Origin of the sequence: Raoultella sp. T31, from assembly GCF_002806725.1 — a bacterium.
GTDB lineage: Bacteria > Pseudomonadota > Gammaproteobacteria > Enterobacterales > Enterobacteriaceae > Klebsiella > Klebsiella electrica.
This window is the reverse complement of sequence record NZ_PIBO01000004.1, coordinates 1-15,798: the sequence shown is the minus strand read 5'-3', so window position 1 is coordinate 15,798 and position 15,798 is coordinate 1. Positions and strand designations below refer to the sequence as shown.

The window sequence follows — 15,798 nt, the reverse complement described above, 5'->3', positions numbered from 1 at the left end:
GGAGTGATGTATGAAATTAACCGTATTAGGCGGGGGCGGCGTTCGCTCTGCATTTCTGGCGAAATCTCTGGCTTATAACGCCCACCGCATTGGTTTAACGGAAGTGGTATTTCTGGATAGCTCGGAAGATAATCTGGCCCTGTTTGGTGAAATTGCCCGTTACGTATTTAATACGATTCGTCCTGATATTGCGTTCAGTTCAACTACCGAGCCGGTCGCTGCGCTGAAAGGCACAAATTATGTGATTACCACCCTGCGAGTTGGCGGCGATGAGAGCCGGATTCGCGATGAGCGCATTGCGCTTGAGCATAATACCTTAGGCCAGGAGACCACCGGCGCCGGGGGGTTTGCCATGGCGATGCGCTCGATCCCGGCGATCCTCAACTACTGTCGCCTGATCGAAGAGCATGCCGCCGAGGATGCGATCCTGTTTAACTTTACCAACCCGTCGGGGCTGGTGACCGAGGCAATCATCAAGTCTGGCTTTAAGCGCCGCGTGTATGGCATTTGCGATGCGCCGTCGGAGCTGATTCGCGAACTGCCGGAGATTCTCGGCTGCGATGAGCGCGATCTCAGCGTCGAGTGCTACGGGCTGAACCATTTCTCGTGGTTTACCCACATTACCGTGCGCGGGGAAGAGGTGACCGAACGCCTGATCGCCAACCCGGATTTATACCGTAAAACGGCAATGCAGTATTTTTCGCCGCAGCTGGTTCAGCTGTGTGATAAGCAATTACTCAACGAGTATCTCTATTATTACTATTATCGCGAGGTGGCGTTAAAAGCGATTCAGGAAGCGGACGAAACGCGCGGCGAGCAGATTGCCCGTATCAATCGCGATATGCGGGACGCGCTGCGCGGCATTGATGTGAAAGCCGATCCGCAGACGGCGTTTTCCCTGTGGATGAAGCACTATCTGCGCCGGGAAAATAGCTACATGCAGAGTGAATCGCGGCAGGAGAAATTCCATACCCGCGAACCGTTAACCCTGCGCCAGTTTATCGAGGAGCCGGATACCGGCGGCTATGCCGGGGTGGCGCTGGACATTCTGGAGGCGGTCAACAGCCGCACCACCAAACGAATCGTGGTCTCCATCCCCAATAACGGCACTCTCGATTTCTTGCGTCCTGACGATGTGATTGAGGTAAGCTGCGACCTGAGCAAAGACGGCTTAAAACCGGTGACGCCAGCGCACGTGCCCACGGCGCAGAAAAACATGATTGCCAGCGTGAAAGAGTATGAGCGGCTGGCGGTGGCGGCCATTTTACAGCGTGACAAATCCCTGGCGATACGCGCATTGATGGCGCATCCGCTGATCGGCTCTTTTTCGCTGGCTAAAACCCTGGTCGAGGCCTATCTCGACGACGCGCAGTTCGCCGACTGGCAATAAACGCCCGGTTCGATCCCCGGATGGCGGCTAACGCCTCATCCGGGCTACCGGATAAGGCATGATTGGCCGGTTTTGTCGCCCGGACAGGCGCGTCACACGCCGCCTCCGGGGTTCTGCGTCTGTATAAACCACATCTTCAACAGCCGCTCAAACCCGAGTATGCAGTAACCGAAAAACGGGTTACTCCAGTAAATATCATCGTCGAACTTCTGCGGGTCATGAATAATAAATGCGGTATCCGCCGCCTGCGCCAGCGGGCTTTGATAATCGCCGGTAAAGCAGACCAGATTAATCGCCTTCCCTTCCAGCGCCTTCACCCAGTTCAGGGCCGAGCTGCTGCGCCCGGATTTTGAGACTATCCAGATGGAGTCGAATTTCGCCGTGTTCTTCTGCTCCAGGATTTCGTAATCTGGCCACAGCGCGAGACTGGCGTTAACGCCGGTCACCAGGAACTTATTATAAATATATTGCGCAATCAGCTGCGAAAAGCCGCTGCCGTGGATCAGGATCCGCTGATGCCGCAGGCTTTCCAGCAGCGGCGTCAGCCGCTCTGTCGGCTGAATACTCATATAGTCGATGTCGTTGGTGACATCGAGTTTCGGCATGGTGATATTGAATTTAATAAAATAGACCAGCTCCAGCCAGCCGCTGAACTTCAGCTTCTTCGCCAGCCGCACCAGCGAGGAGGGGTTGCTATAGCAGCGCTCAGCGACGCTGCGGATACCTTCCCGCACACACTGCTCAGGGTCATTCTGGATAAAGCGCAGCACGGTCATTTCCGTTTTGCTCAGCTTGACGTCACGAAAGATATTTTCTAAGTCCATGGCGGGCACCTCTCAGCGGCAGATTACGCTACCACCGGAGGGAAAATATGTCTGTAGGACGAATCACTGTGTGCCGCTCAGGCTCTCAGCGCATTTGTTCATATTCACTGCATAACAACCATCTTGCGGGTTCATCCTCCTCAATCGACGGGAAGCGCCCGTCCGCATCGAGAAAGCGGTTATCCGTACGATCGTCATTGACCATCGAGATTTCCCAACCCATTACGCCCCTCTTTTCGGCCCAGAAACGGTGATAAAGGCGCACAGGCAGGCAGACGCTCTGCCCAGGATGCAGTACCAGCGTCTCGCCGGGTTTCAGCGTGCGTGGGCAACCATCAACAGCCACGCTGACGCGGCGCTGATTATCCAGCTGTTGGTCTTCCGTCGCCCAGGCCAGCTGCATACACAGGTTGCCGCCGCCGCGGTTGATGATGTCTTCCATCTTGTGGTAGTGGAAATGCCAGGGAGTTTGCTGATCTTGTTGAATCTGCAACATTTTTTCCGCATAAGGTTTAGCATAACGCGGATCGGATAGCGAGCCGTTGCGCAACGTCAGCAGCGTCAGGCCGGTGTCGTTAAAACAGCCGCTGCCGAAATCCGTGATATCCCATCCGAGCCGCAAATCGTGGATCTCTTGCCAACCTTCTTTCCGCTTTTGCGGCCAGCACGGCGCCGTAACGCGGGCAAATTCCGGCAGGCTAATGCGGAAGGTTTCGGCCATCGCCAGCGCTTTATCTATCGCATAGTTAATCTGTGAACGTTTCATGATCGGACTCCGCTTCGCACGGCCAGCCAGGCGGCGCCACGCATGCCGCTACTGTCGCCATGCCGCGCAGAAATAATGGGGGTGATAAAATGGTCAGTGAAGACGTGTGGCGCGACCTCCAGTTGTAAATCCGCTACCAGCAACGTCGCATTGGATAAACCGCCGCCCAGTACAATCACGCCGGGGTCAAGGATATTGACGATAGTCGCCAGCGTCCGCGCGAGCTGTTGACGAAAACGGTAGACCTGCTGGCAGGCAGCGGATTCTCCCGCCTGCGCACGGGCGATAATCTGCTCACTCGACAGGCTGTCGCCGGTCAGCAGGCGGTAGCGCTCGCTCAGCCCCGTTGCGGAAATAAAAGACTCCACGCAGTTGAGCCTGCCGCAGTAACAGCGTGTCGGAGGCCCATCCTCGGCGCCGGAATAACCCGGCAGCGTGATGTGCCCACACTCTGCGGCAATTCCCGAAGATCCCACGACAGGCTGGCGTTCGAAGGCAATACCGCCGCCGCATCCGGTGCCCAACGTCATCCCGAAAACCAACGAAACGCCCGCCCCTGCGCCATCGCATGCCTCTGATAAGGCGAAGCAGTTGCCATCGTTAGCTAACACCACCGGTTGTCCGAGTTGCTGCTCGAGCGCATCTTGTAAACGATAACCGTTAATCACCTGGATATTGGCATTACGAATGGCGCCATGCTGCGGCGAAACGCTGCCCGGCAGCGCGATGCCAATAGCCATCGGCGCCCCTGTCTCCGCGCGGATAGCGGCAATGAACTCCACCATTGCCGACACAAATGCCTGACGACTTTCTTTACGCGTGGCGCAGCGAAAACGCCCGACTTCCTCTCCCCGCTCATCCATAACGACGGCGGCGATTTTCGTCCCGCCGACATCCAGACCAAGGTAATTCATCGTTGCCTCCTGCCCGTCAGAAGGCGGGTTCCCCCGCCTTTTACCCCGTTAATACAGGTTTGCTTTACCGGTGGAACCAAACAGCTTCATTTTGTGGCGAATCACTTCGCGCGCGGCGTTGATCGGCTCCGGATAAATCACGTTCGGATCCCACCAGCTCTCTTTAGCCAAAATTTCACGCACCTTCCGGAAGTAGGCATATTTCATATCGCTGGAAATATTGATTTTCCCGACGCCAAGGGTCACCGACTCGGCAATTTCCGCATCCGGATTGGCGGAGCCGCCGTGCAGCACCAGCGGAATCGATACACGTCCGGCGATATCACGCAGAATGTTCATCTGTAGTTCAGGCTGCATCCCTTTTGGATAGATGCCGTGCGCGGTACCAATCGCCACCGCCAGAGTGTCGACGCCTGTCCGGGCAACGAAATCCTGCGCCTGCGCCGGGTCGGTATAGGTAACTTTCGACACCCCGCCCTCCACGGAGGTCCCCGTCTGGCCAATAGTTCCTAATTCCCCTTCGACGGAGACACCGACCGCATGCGCCAACCTGACCACTTCCTCGGTTAAGGCGACGTTCTCCTCATAGGGCAGCAGAGATCCATCGATCATCACCGAGGTAAAGCCACACTGAATCGCGCGCAGTACATGCTCGACAGAGGCACCATGATCGAGATGCAAAGTAAAGGGCACCCGGCTACGCCGCGTAATGTCGCGCACGTAGCTAAAAAAGGAATCACCGACAAAATCATGCTCGCTAGGGTGAATGGAAATAATGGCTGGCGTATTGGTGGCTTCCGCTTCTTCCACAACAGCGCGAATAAAGCAGCTATCGGCAACATTAAACGCGCCAATGGCAAAGCCATGCTCACGGGTCGGTTTCAGTAACTCTTGCATGGAAACTAACATGGTTTTCTCCAGTTTCAGGGTGTAGTTAGCCCTGCCAGGGCGGATATGCGCTGGCATGAAAGGCATGACTGATAAGTGAATCAGGCCCGGTCTATTGCGCCGGACGCGTGTAAGTAAGGGACGATAGCTTCAGCGCTGGCATGCTCCATCACGGCCATGGCATCGGCCAGCTCGAGGGTGCTGTCGTGACACAAGGTATGCAGTAGCGCGGCCTTCCCGGCTTCAAATACCGCCGCGCCGACGTTGATTTTCGCAACGCCAAACGCCGGGCAGCGTGCAAGCTGTTCGAATGGCGTACCGCTGCCGCCGTGCAGGGCTAATGGCACCGAAGAGGCTCGTTGCACCTCCGCCAGGCGGTCAAAATCCAGCGCTGGCGTGACCCCCGGAGCATACATCCCATGGGCTGTGCCGACGGAAACCGCCAGCAGGTCAATGCCGGTTTGGGCAATAAAAGGGGCAACATCCGCCGGCTGCGTCATCAGATCGGCATTAGTCATATGGTCATAGCGCGGGGCATCCGCCAGATGACCCAATTCGCCTTCCACACAAAGCCCGACGCTGGCGGCCAGCACGGTGACCTCACGGGTCTGGCGAATATTCTCCGCGAGCGGGAACGCCGAGGCGTCAATCATCAACCCGCTAAATCCGGCGCGGAAGGCCTGGCGGATCTTCACCGGGTCTTTACCGTGATCGAGGCTTAGCGTGACGGGAACGCTGGCCGCTTCGGCCAACGTTCTGGCCACCGCCAGCGCCATTGCTGGCGGGAAATGCGACAGATGCCCCTGGTACAGATTGAGAATAATCGGCGCCCGATATTTTTCCGCCATGCGTACTGCGGCACGAGCGCTCTCCAGATTCATACAGTTAATCGCCAGCAGGGCATATTGTTCACGCCAGGCTTTCGCTACCATCTGCTTCATATCAGCAAACATAGGGCCTCCGTTTACTCAAGGGTGAAGGTGATTTCATCGTCGGCGACCTTTTGGTCGCTCAGTTCATCAAACTCTTCGTCGCGTTCGGTGACCGGCTTTTTCCACAGCGACAGCATCACGCCGCAGATAACCGTCCCAATCGCCAGCGCCAGGCAAAACAGCAGCGGATGGGTGAACAGCGGTACGACAAACATCCCGCCGTGTGGAACCGGGCTTTCCACACCCCAGGTCATAATCAATCCGCCCGCCACCGCCGAGGCCACCACACAGGAGCCCACCACGCGAAGGAGATCGCGCGCCGCAATAGGGATCACGCCCTCCGTAATCATGCAAATGCCCATCGGGAAAGCGGCCTTCAGCGCTTCGGTTTCGGCGCGGGTATATTTGTGGCGGGTTAACAGGAAAGACAGCGTAATGCCGAAGGGAGGAATCATCGATCCGACGAACTTCACGGCCTCCGGACCATAAACCCCGCTGACCAGCAAGCCGTCGGCAAAGAGCGACATGGTTTTATTGACGGGTCCGCCGAAGTCGAAGGTGGCCATCGCTCCCAGGATAGCCCCCAGCAAAAATCGCGAGCCGCCCTGCATCGACTCCAGCATGTGAATCAATGCCTCCTGCAGCCAGGCGATGGGCTTGCCTATTAAGGTCATCATCAACAGGCCGCTGATAATGGTGCTTAATACCGGTAGCACCATGATTGGCATCAGCCCCTGCATCGACTTTGGCAAACGTATGTAATGCTTCAAAAGCAGTACCGTGTAGCCCACCAGGAAACCGCCAAGCATCCCACCGATAAAGCCGGTATGAATCTGTCCGCAGACGAACCCAACAATAAGCCCTGGCGCAAAACCCGGCCTGTCAGCAATCGAGTAGGCGATTGCCGCGCAGATCAGCGGGACAATAAGCCCCATACCCCAGCCGCCGATTTGGTTTAGCATCCAGGGGATGGTCCCCACTTTCTCCGCGACATCAGTACCGCCCAATACCTGACCGAGGGCAATACAAATCCCGGCGGCAACAATCAGCGGTATCATCCATGAAATACCGGTTAATAAATGTTTTTTAATTTCCTGCGAGACAGGCGTTTTATTTTCACTCATGGTAGATCCCTCCAGAATAAGGATCAGGCATTAGCTAAGGATTTCTCAACCTTTTCGATAAACTGAATCGGTGACTTAATAACGACTTCCGTTTTCACGCGAACAATCCGTTTGTTTTTAAAGCGTTCTTCACCTTTGATTTTTACATCTATAGCGAGAATAACAACGTCAGCAGCAGCGATATCTTCTGCTGCAAGCTCATTCTCAGTACCAATCGTGCCTTGAGTTTCAACTTTAACATTGTGGCCCAGCGCCCTGGCGCCTTTAATTAACTTCTCACGTGCGATATAAGTATGAGCAATACCTGCGGTACAAGCGGCAACACAGACAATATTCATCTCAGACTCCAATATTTATAGTTAGTAAACATCCGACTCAGCATACTGACTAAATAAATCAATAATCTTCTGCGGACTGGTTTCTTCGAGCAATTGCGCAATGATGTCATCATCAGCCAGCGCCCCGGCGACCTGGGACAACAAGCGAATATGGGTGGTATTTTGGTCTTCCAGGCGAACGGCAAATAAAATAATACAGCGAACATGACTCCCATCCAGCGTTTCCCAGGCAATATCCTGACGGGTGCGGCCAATCGCCAGCGTGGTATTGACAACGGCGGATGATTTTCCATGAGGAATGGCAATATGATTCTCAAACCCCGTCGAACCTTCCGATTCGCGCTGCCAGACATCCCGAATAAAAGTTTCACGACAGCTAATCGCACCATCTTTCTGAAGCAGATCGGTTAACTCTTCGATAGCTTCCGCTTTATTCCGGGCCTGCATATCCAGCAAAACACGTTTAGTATTTAAAATTCGGGTGATGTCCATATTATTTACCTCATGGATATAAAATTTCATTGCTGGCAGTTGACGCTGCCGCGTGGTGTAATTTCTCAGTAATCACTTTTTCAGTAACCCGCTTGATATCGGCATCGTTAAAAAATGCGCTGACATAAACCACCGGTAGCGCAATTTCCGGCAAATGAATCGTCGAGATCACCAGCTCAATATTGTCCTGGTCCTGAAACGTATGCAGACTTCCTGCGGGCAACACGCCAACGATGGTCCAGTCGGGAAAAGCTCTGAGCACCCGGCTTTTCAACAGATGCGAGGTGCCGATTCCCGTAGAACACACCAGCAGCACCCGCTTTCTGGCAACCTGCCTCTCCATCGCCGCCTGAAAATGGACGGTTAAATAACCGACTTCATCTTCCGAGACCGCCTTATCACCCCAGGCAGCAAATACCTGATTCACCACCCGGAGGGTTAGCGGCCACACATCCGTAAGTTCGCCTTTGATATCCTCCAGCAGCGGATTACGGATATAAATATGATAATTCAATCGGTTAAGCAGTGGTTTTATATGAATGAGCAACCCTTCATATAACGCGGTGTCATGCGCAAGGTCGATATCAACCAACGTGGAAAAAAGCGCGATCAGCCGGGAGGTTATTTTCCTGGCCTCATCGCTGGAGTGGAGATTACGCAGCATGCTGACATCATCACGTTCCTCCACCACCACGCCCGATGAGATAATGTATTGATAAATAAACCAGCTTTCATCTTCCGGTAACGGATGGGCAATGCGCGCCTCTATTTTTTGCAGCATGTTTTGCGCGATACTAAAAACAGACTCATCAAACAGCGGGTGGCCCTGTTCCCGGCGCGGTAACGCATTTCCGCGGGTGATCCGGTACATCATAATCAGGATATGGGTGAAGATATTGACGTAATAAGGCTCACCCAACGACCAGCTCAGTTTACGTTCCATCTCTTCCAGAAGTGACTGAACAAATAGCACATCCTCTTCGCCAAAATAGTGCACCAGCGCTTTATAGCTGCCGCTGTCGAGACGAGAATGGATAATACTCCCGGGCTCATTATGATTAATAACGCCGTTAATTAATGAGGCCATTGCCTGACGGACATGCGATTCACTGCCTTCAATATGGGTCCCACTCTGGCTGCGAATTAATACCAGCCCGAGTGGGGTAATCCATGATTCAATTACTTTTAAATCATTAACAATCGAGGCACTGCTGATAAAGTAGCGTTCAGATAATTTATTGATCGAGGTTTCTCGTGGCGTTTCACTTAATAGCTGAGAAGCAATTTTCACGCGCCGTGAATTATTCATCATCGCATCGGTATCATCACCTTCGGTACCCAGCAACTGGTCTAGTTGCAACAGGTCGGTGACATTTTCGGCCAGCAGCATCACACCAGTACCGGCCCGTTTATCAATACTGATTTTCCAGTCAGAGAGCCATTGTTCGAGAAAACGTAAGTCACGCTGAACCGTTTTTTCTGAAACATTTAGCTGTTCAGCTATTTTTAATAACGTAACGTATTCTCGTTTCGGCAGGAGAAATTTTAATAATCTGTTCTGTCGCGAGGTAACCATTTGCATTATTTACCCTTTTTGCATAGCAGATTAATGCCAATAAGACATCGCTATACGACACGATCTCTACGGAAATCATTGAGGATAAATATAGGGAGGCACGGTGTAAACAACAATACTAAATCGTGTCCGGATATCCGGACAGAAATAAAACAGGATGGAGAAAGAAAAAATATTTATAAGTCAGATCACATTTCAGCAATAAATATACGTGATAACGATCTCAATTCGCAGAAAGAATAACTCTGGCGATGTCCCGCTGGTGCTGCGATTTATCTCCTGAAGCCTCATCATCACCGCCTTCAAAACGCAGGCCACAGCGTCATCCGCTGCCGGAACCTGACTCACCGCCTCGCGGCCATCGTCGGGCAGGCGCTGCTGGCAGCGATATCCTCGTTTCTGACGTAATCCACCTGGCAAGCGTGATTATCCACCGCTTCAGGGTAGTACGACATTTCAGCGACCAGGCAGTGGCGTACCGGTCCGCCTGCTTCCGTGACACACATTATCTGTCTTGTTTTCTACGATTGCGGTTGCCTGAAAGGGTGTAAAAAAGTGTAACCCATGGATTTTGAACGGAATTGTTTCAGACTGTTCTGCAAAGTCCAGTTTTAACAGTAAAAAAGTGCGTTTAGGTATGTGGTAAATCCCTGAAAGTAGCTATAATGCGCCCCGCCTCCATGTAGCAATCGAGGCGCGGAAGATCGTCATCTCCGGTGAGGTGGCTGGACTTCAAATCCAGTTGGGGCCGCCAGCGGTCCCGGGCAGGTTCAACTCCTGTGATCTTCCGCCAAAATCCTTCCATAGCAGTCCATATCCGTCCATTTATAATTACAAAAACAACAAGTTAAAATAATTATCGTCCATATGTGACCATAGTCGGTTTCTGAAATCCGCTCAAAAAATGTATAGTAATCTGTATAGGATTTCGTGGCTAAGACAGGGCTATACATATGGCACTCACAAATCTTGAGATAAAGCGGGCTCAGCCAAAAGAAAAAGCATATTCGCTAAGCGATGGTTTGGGCCTGGCGCTGCTGATTGAACCCAACGGGAGCAAGGGTTGGCGCTTTCGCTATCGTTTTGATAACAAAGCCCGCTTGATGTCCTTTGGCTCTTATCCACTAGTCTCCCTCTCCGAAGCCAGAGAAATGCGCGACAAATCGCGCAAACTTGTCATATCTGGTGTAGATCCAATGGCCGAACGTCGTACACAAAAAGCGCTGCGAGAGCAGGCTAAAGCCATGACTTTTGAGGTAGTCAGTAGGGAGTGGCATCGTAGTAAAGCCGATCGCTGGACGCTGGGCTACCGTGATGAAATCATCAAAACCTTCGAACAAGACGTGTTTCCTTTTATCGGCCAGCGCCCTATGGGGGACATTACGCCGCAAGAATTGCTACAGGTTCTCAAACGCATTGAGCAACGTGGTGCACTGGAGAAAACGCGGAAAGTACGCCAGCGCTGTGGTGAAGTTTTTCGTTATGCCATCATCACAGGTCGTGCCAAATACAATCCAGCCCCAGATCTTGCGATGGCACTGGCTACACCGAAAAAACAAAACTATGCCTGGCTACCCGCGAACGAGATGCCTTATTTTATCCGCGATTTGGAAGGGTACACCGGGAGCCTTATTACCAGAAACGCAACAAAACTGGTCATGCTTACAGGTGTCAGAACCCAAGAGATGCGTTTCGCAACATGGGATGAAATTGATTTTGAGAATGCCCTCTGGGAGATCCCACCAGAGCGAATGAAAATGCGTCGTCCTCACCTTGTACCTCTCTCACATCAGGTGATTGAACTCCTCAAACAACTGGAACCGATCACCAAAAATTTCCCGTACATCTTTATTGGCCGCAATAGCCGTAAGAAGCCAATCAGCAAGGAAAGCGTAAATCAGGTTATCGAGCTACTGGGTTATAAGGGACGCGCTACAGGGCATGGTTTCCGGCATACCATGTCTACAATCTTGCATGAACATGACTTTGATAGCGCATGGATTGAAACACAGCTCGCACATATTGATAAGAATGCGATTCGCGGAACGTATAATCATGCGCAGTATCTGGAGAAACGCCGGGAGATGATGCAATGGTATGCGGATTTCCTAGGCAGTCAAAAAGATAAAGTTAACTAATATTTTATATTCAAAAACAGCATTTATTATAAGATCAACAGGCCATGAAAAAATGTACATTCCATTATTGAAAACCATTAAAAAATAGGATGACCATATGGAGAAAAATAACTATAGAGAAGAACTAATCCAAGCATATAAGTCTAAATCACTCTGGAAAAAAATTACCCAGATATACTTAGATGAAATTAGATCAAACCCTAAAAATCTACCAACCATACTAGCTGAGATACATAATGAAAAATTATTCGATTTAAATGAATTGTATAAACATCTAGATATTGAAAGCAATGAACGGGATCTTTTTATTTTATTCAATGTTTATTCATTAGCATTACCAATGATGTCATGCTCAATTGAAGATATATTAATAACAACAGAAAAATTAAGTAAGGGAAAGAAATCTCCCATTGATATTCACGATGGCATTTACAACTTTTGTAGACATGATTTGCTCCATGCTCAACAGGGACTCTTTTATATTAAAAAAAACCCTGAGAATTTAATATCGTACATCTCATCGGTCATCTCCTCAGCAAATAGCCATGATCCAACATGGTGTCTTTCTCAGACAGAACAATTGATAAGCAGTAGTGACCACTCTATTAGATCTCAAGCGTATTGGACAATAGGCAGACTACAGTTAACAAATGAATGTGATATTATTTTGGCCAAATCGTTACTTAACTCCTCAAGTGAGAACGGAGGTAACAACATTGCCAATACAAACTTATTCAGAGCATTGATTAATTTTGGTAAAAACCATAGCCAATCTTGGCCTGATATAAAGAATAGCATTTCACATATTTTAGATAAAAATGATGATGACATCATAACTATTGCAGCACAACAATGTCATTGGGAATTTCAAAAAATCCCTAAAGATATCTTTCACTTATTGCTTGATGCTGTCAAAAAATCATCACTAAAATCTGGAGCATTAGATAGCATCGACTTGGTATTCATCGATTTAATTAAAAATAATGAGCACGATTTAGCAATAACCTTATTGGAAGATATTTTAGAGAAAAATGACAATATCAAAATTACAAAATTTGACTCCTTTGTACATTATCTTATCAAAGAAAACAATAATATTTTTTGTAAGTTGATAACTAAATGGTTGTTATCAGGAAACAATCATTTATGTCGAAGCGTATTAGATTTATTTAATAGTATTCATGATGAAATACTAGAATCACATGTAGATAAAGAATCATGTGCCGATCTATCTGAAAATATCAAACTTTTCCTTGCAAGAAAAATTACTGGCTGGTTAATTACCAGACCAATTGATGTGTTTACACTTATATCATCTATTTACTTAACCTCATCAAATCAATTAAAAAATAAACTTGAGGATCTTTTATTCGACCCCTTATTTATTAATTATCCAAGTGATTTAGGAGAATATTTAGAAATCAGGAAAGAAAAAGAGGGTGATAATTCTTTGATAACCTTGATCCACAATCTAGAAATTAGAATGAAGAACTATGTCAGTGGCTTTGATCAAGTTTACTCTATAAAAGAATTTAAAACCACGGATATTAATAGACATCTATACTGGAAAATGTCAGATAGAGTAATGCAGAAGGCAAAAGAAAATGGTCCTAAATCAATATTTGAAGATATGTTTAACACCATACACATTCTTTATGGAAATAGCTCAATTTACTATATGTATAGCTCACCAGATGAAAAACCGCATAGGGCAGAAGCCCCTATGCACACGTTCTCTTATTCATCTGAAATGCCAAATATGGATATAATCGATCCATTTAACTTTAATTATCGTTTGCTTAGATTCAGAATTGAAAGGATCGAAGATGAAATTAATAATTAAACAATATCTTTCTTCACTAAAAGAACGCAGTGAACTTGACGTTATACTACCAAGTCTATTGAGCCAAATGGGGCTTAATGTCTTTGCAAGGCCAATTCGCGGCACTAATGAATATGGAGTTGATATTGCTGCCGTTGGTAAAATTAATCAGGATAAAGAATGCGTTTATTTATTCTCTGTGAAATCAGGTAATTTAACACGATCTACTTGGCATAGTGGTGCAACTGATCAAACTTTGCGCCCCTCATTAGAAAGTATTTTAGATTCGTACATTCCACACCGTCTTCCCCCTGAACATAAAAACAAACCTGTCGTAATCTGTTTGTGCTTTGGTGGTGATATCCAAACAAATGTTAGGAAAGAAGTAACTGGATTTACCAATAAATATACTACTGATAATATTTTTTTTGAAGAATGGAATGGCGACAAATTATCAGACCTGATTATAGAATATCTCTTGAATGAGGACTTATTACCCAAAAATTGGCAATCGTTACTTAGAAAATCAATAGCATTGCTTGATGAACCTACTTCATCTCATCAGAATTTTAGGAAGTTAGTTTTAGAAATATCTAAAACTATCGGAGAAGATGATAAATCACAAGTAAGGTTTATTAATACGATCAATATTTGTTTATGGATTTTATATTCATGGTGCAGAGATGAAAATAATATTGAGTCCGCATATATATCTGCCGAGTCTGCAATACTTTATGTTTGGGATGCGATCAATAAAAATTTTACTTTAAAGCAAAAAAATTCTTTCGATGAATTAATCTCAACATATCAAAAAATATCAGAAGAGTATGTACAAAAATGCATACTACCATTTTGCAAAAATCTGCATGCCATATCCAGAGCCATTAATACCCGATGTTCTATCGATCTAAACATAAAACTATTCGACATTCTTGGTAGAGTTGCTATGCATGCTGAATGGTTACTCTATAGATTACAGAAATCTCATATTGAATTTCCTCCTTCTGAAGGTGAAAATCAAGAGCAACTTGAGATTAGAAATCAAATTGAAAGGATTTCAAAAACAATTCAAGAACTTGTTTCTAACAATCCTTTATTGTTATCACCCTACAAAGATGATCAAGCTATAGATATAAGTCTGGCAGCGCACATTTTATTACAGAATTCAAATAATGATGTGTTCCTGCAAGATTGGATAAAAAACCTGGCTGACAGAATAATGTTTGCATACAAAACCCATATACCATCAATTTATATGCACACAACTACACTTAGAAATTATGAAGAAATTTTAGAATATAAAAATGATGATAACCATGAGTTACTACGTGAGAAATATACGCAGGGAAGTATCCTATATCCCACATTGATGATTCTTGCCGAAACATTAGAAAATTCAGAACTCAAAGCAGACTTAGTTGAGTTTTGTACTGAAAACCTTAAACATTGCACGTTACAATATTGGTTTCCAAATCACACCTCAGAAAGCTATTATTATAATAATAAAGAAATACATGGCTCCGCCTTTTCAGAGATTACGGAAACACAGTATTTTTCCATCCCAGACATCCTAGTGGAATGTAAAAACAGTTCAATTGATAACTTATCTGCAATAAAGCATGGGTATGCCCCACTATTACTCGTCGCCTCCAGACATTATCGATACCCTGTTCCACTTCATTTTTTTACCGCTATTATTGAAGATTCTCTGGATTCCAATAAATTGTAACAGACTCATTTTCACTTTAGTAAGCCGCACAATTGTCATACGTTGGCGGCTTTTAACACTCAAACTATATAAAATTAAACTTATATTGATAGATCTGTTCCGAACTGAATGATAAGGAGAGTTTATGATCCACGAGTCAAGTTATTGGAAGAATGATCTTTTAAAACTAGCCAATCGATTAGAGCTAAGATTGATTCAGACCAGATGGGGGGAAAAGAATTTTTATACAATAGAAAAAGAAATATTTATTGGTTTTTATTCCATCCGCAAATTGATAGAATCCCAAAAAGTATCTGACTCTATAAAATCAAAGACATATGAACTTAAAGAATTTCCATATAGTGGAAATCATGACTCTATTATTGATCCTTATAAATTAACAGATTATTCTTTCAATAAAGCAAACACAACAAAAATAAGTATAGCATCATTATGCAATCAATTTATTCACAGTTATCACTTCGTACCATTTATTCCTAACGGAAAAAATTTCATTGGTGTATTCTTCTGCTCTGACTATAAACGGGCAACAGGTCTATATTTTATAACTTTGTTTGACATTGTAGATATTTTTAGAAGTGTAGGGAAAAATTATCCGTCATCAATGCATGTTATGCGCACTCAAAATGGAAAAATCATCACTGAAATAGAATGAATGAGTTAATAGTGAGTGATAAGTTGAATAGGTGTACTATAGCCTGAAAAGCAAAATTTACAGGCTATATTTCAACAAGAAAGGTGATAACTGATGATTTAATGATCGCAAATTTCTTTTAGATACTTAATGATCGGTACTTTATGAATATCGACGAGACTGTAATTTAAATTGTGTAATTGCCTGTTTTTGATATGTTCACTCCAACAA

The 15,798-nt window shown here is 46.7% G+C and carries 15 protein-coding genes and 1 tRNA gene; 6 read left to right on the top strand and 10 right to left on the bottom strand.

The features are described from left to right. Window positions 1-10: 10 nt before the first annotated feature. Window positions 11-1,390 carry a glycoside hydrolase gene (locus CWM52_RS03790; protein ID WP_100682868.1) on the top strand — a complete coding sequence of 460 codons (1,380 nt, stop codon included), beginning with the start codon at window positions 11-13 and terminating at the stop codon, window positions 1,388-1,390. Window positions 1,391-1,482: 92 nt separating this feature from the next. Here CWM52_RS03790 and CWM52_RS03785 read toward each other — a convergent pair whose 3' ends face one another. From CWM52_RS03785 to CWM52_RS26245, 10 genes are all read right to left on the bottom strand, one after another. Continuing rightward, window positions 1,483-2,214: a MurR/RpiR family transcriptional regulator gene (locus tag CWM52_RS03785; RefSeq protein WP_100682867.1), complete on the bottom strand. Its 732-nt coding sequence runs from the start codon at window positions 2,212-2,214 to the stop codon at window positions 1,483-1,485. 85 nt (window positions 2,215-2,299) lie between these two features. Continuing rightward, window positions 2,300-2,980, bottom strand: a complete 681-nt coding sequence (locus CWM52_RS03780) for a D-lyxose/D-mannose family sugar isomerase (protein ID WP_100682866.1) — start codon at window positions 2,978-2,980, stop codon at window positions 2,300-2,302. Continuing rightward, window positions 2,977-3,894 carry an ROK family protein gene (locus CWM52_RS03775; protein ID WP_100682865.1) on the bottom strand — a complete coding sequence of 306 codons (918 nt, stop codon included), beginning with the start codon at window positions 3,892-3,894 and terminating at the stop codon, window positions 2,977-2,979. Before CWM52_RS03775 ends, CWM52_RS03780 begins: the two co-directional genes overlap by 4 nt. 48 nt (window positions 3,895-3,942) lie before the next feature. Further along, window positions 3,943-4,803 (bottom strand): ketose-bisphosphate aldolase, encoded by an 861-nt coding sequence (locus CWM52_RS03770; RefSeq protein WP_100682864.1) that lies wholly within the window; start codon window positions 4,801-4,803, stop codon window positions 3,943-3,945. Window positions 4,804-4,883: 80 nt separating this feature from the next. Next, a complete protein-coding gene (locus CWM52_RS03765) occupies window positions 4,884-5,735 on the bottom strand; it encodes a class II fructose-bisphosphate aldolase (protein WP_100682863.1) in 852 nt (283 codons plus the stop codon). Window positions 5,736-5,746: 11 nt separating this feature from the next. Next, window positions 5,747-6,838: a PTS fructose transporter subunit IIC gene (locus CWM52_RS03760; RefSeq protein WP_100682862.1), complete on the bottom strand. Its 1,092-nt coding sequence runs from the start codon at window positions 6,836-6,838 to the stop codon at window positions 5,747-5,749. Between the two features lie 23 nt (window positions 6,839-6,861). Beyond that, entirely contained in the window at window positions 6,862-7,176 is a 315-nt protein-coding gene (locus tag CWM52_RS03755; RefSeq protein ID WP_100682861.1) for a PTS fructose transporter subunit IIB, read from the bottom strand. A gap of 21 nt (window positions 7,177-7,197) precedes the next feature. After that, the gene (locus CWM52_RS03750; RefSeq protein WP_100682860.1) at window positions 7,198-7,668 is read right to left on the bottom strand and encodes a PTS sugar transporter subunit IIA; all 471 of its coding nucleotides are present in this window, start codon (window positions 7,666-7,668) and stop codon (window positions 7,198-7,200) included. A 10-nt stretch (window positions 7,669-7,678) separates the two neighbouring features. Then, complete coding sequence (locus tag CWM52_RS03745) at window positions 7,679-9,250, bottom strand: BglG family transcription antiterminator (RefSeq protein WP_100682859.1); 1,572 nt, start codon at window positions 9,248-9,250, stop codon at window positions 7,679-7,681. A 338-nt stretch (window positions 9,251-9,588) separates the two neighbouring features. Next, the gene (locus CWM52_RS26245) at window positions 9,589-9,750 is read right to left on the bottom strand and encodes a hypothetical protein (RefSeq protein WP_165785336.1); all 162 of its coding nucleotides are present in this window, start codon (window positions 9,748-9,750) and stop codon (window positions 9,589-9,591) included. A 192-nt stretch (window positions 9,751-9,942) separates the two neighbouring features. On the opposite strand from CWM52_RS26245, the gene CWM52_RS03740 reads away from it, so the two are divergent. The 5 genes from CWM52_RS03740 (at window position 9,943) to CWM52_RS03720 (ending at window position 15,588) form a co-directional block, all read left to right on the top strand. Next, a tRNA-Sec gene (locus CWM52_RS03740) sits at window positions 9,943-10,037 on the top strand. A gap of 160 nt (window positions 10,038-10,197) precedes the next feature. After that, on the top strand, window positions 10,198-11,382 hold the full coding sequence (locus CWM52_RS03735) for a tyrosine-type recombinase/integrase (protein ID WP_100682858.1): 1,185 nt from the start codon (window positions 10,198-10,200) through the stop codon (window positions 11,380-11,382). Window positions 11,383-11,479: 97 nt separating this feature from the next. After that, entirely contained in the window at window positions 11,480-13,225 is a 1,746-nt protein-coding gene (locus CWM52_RS03730; RefSeq protein ID WP_100682857.1) for a phage head-tail adapter protein, read from the top strand. Further along, complete coding sequence (locus CWM52_RS03725) at window positions 13,209-14,933, top strand: hypothetical protein (RefSeq protein ID WP_100682856.1); 1,725 nt, start codon at window positions 13,209-13,211, stop codon at window positions 14,931-14,933. Before CWM52_RS03730 ends, CWM52_RS03725 begins: the two co-directional genes overlap by 17 nt. Window positions 14,934-15,057: 124 nt before the next feature. Next, entirely contained in the window at window positions 15,058-15,588 is a 531-nt protein-coding gene (locus tag CWM52_RS03720; protein WP_100682855.1) for a hypothetical protein, read from the top strand. Window positions 15,589-15,798: the final 210 nt, after the last annotated feature.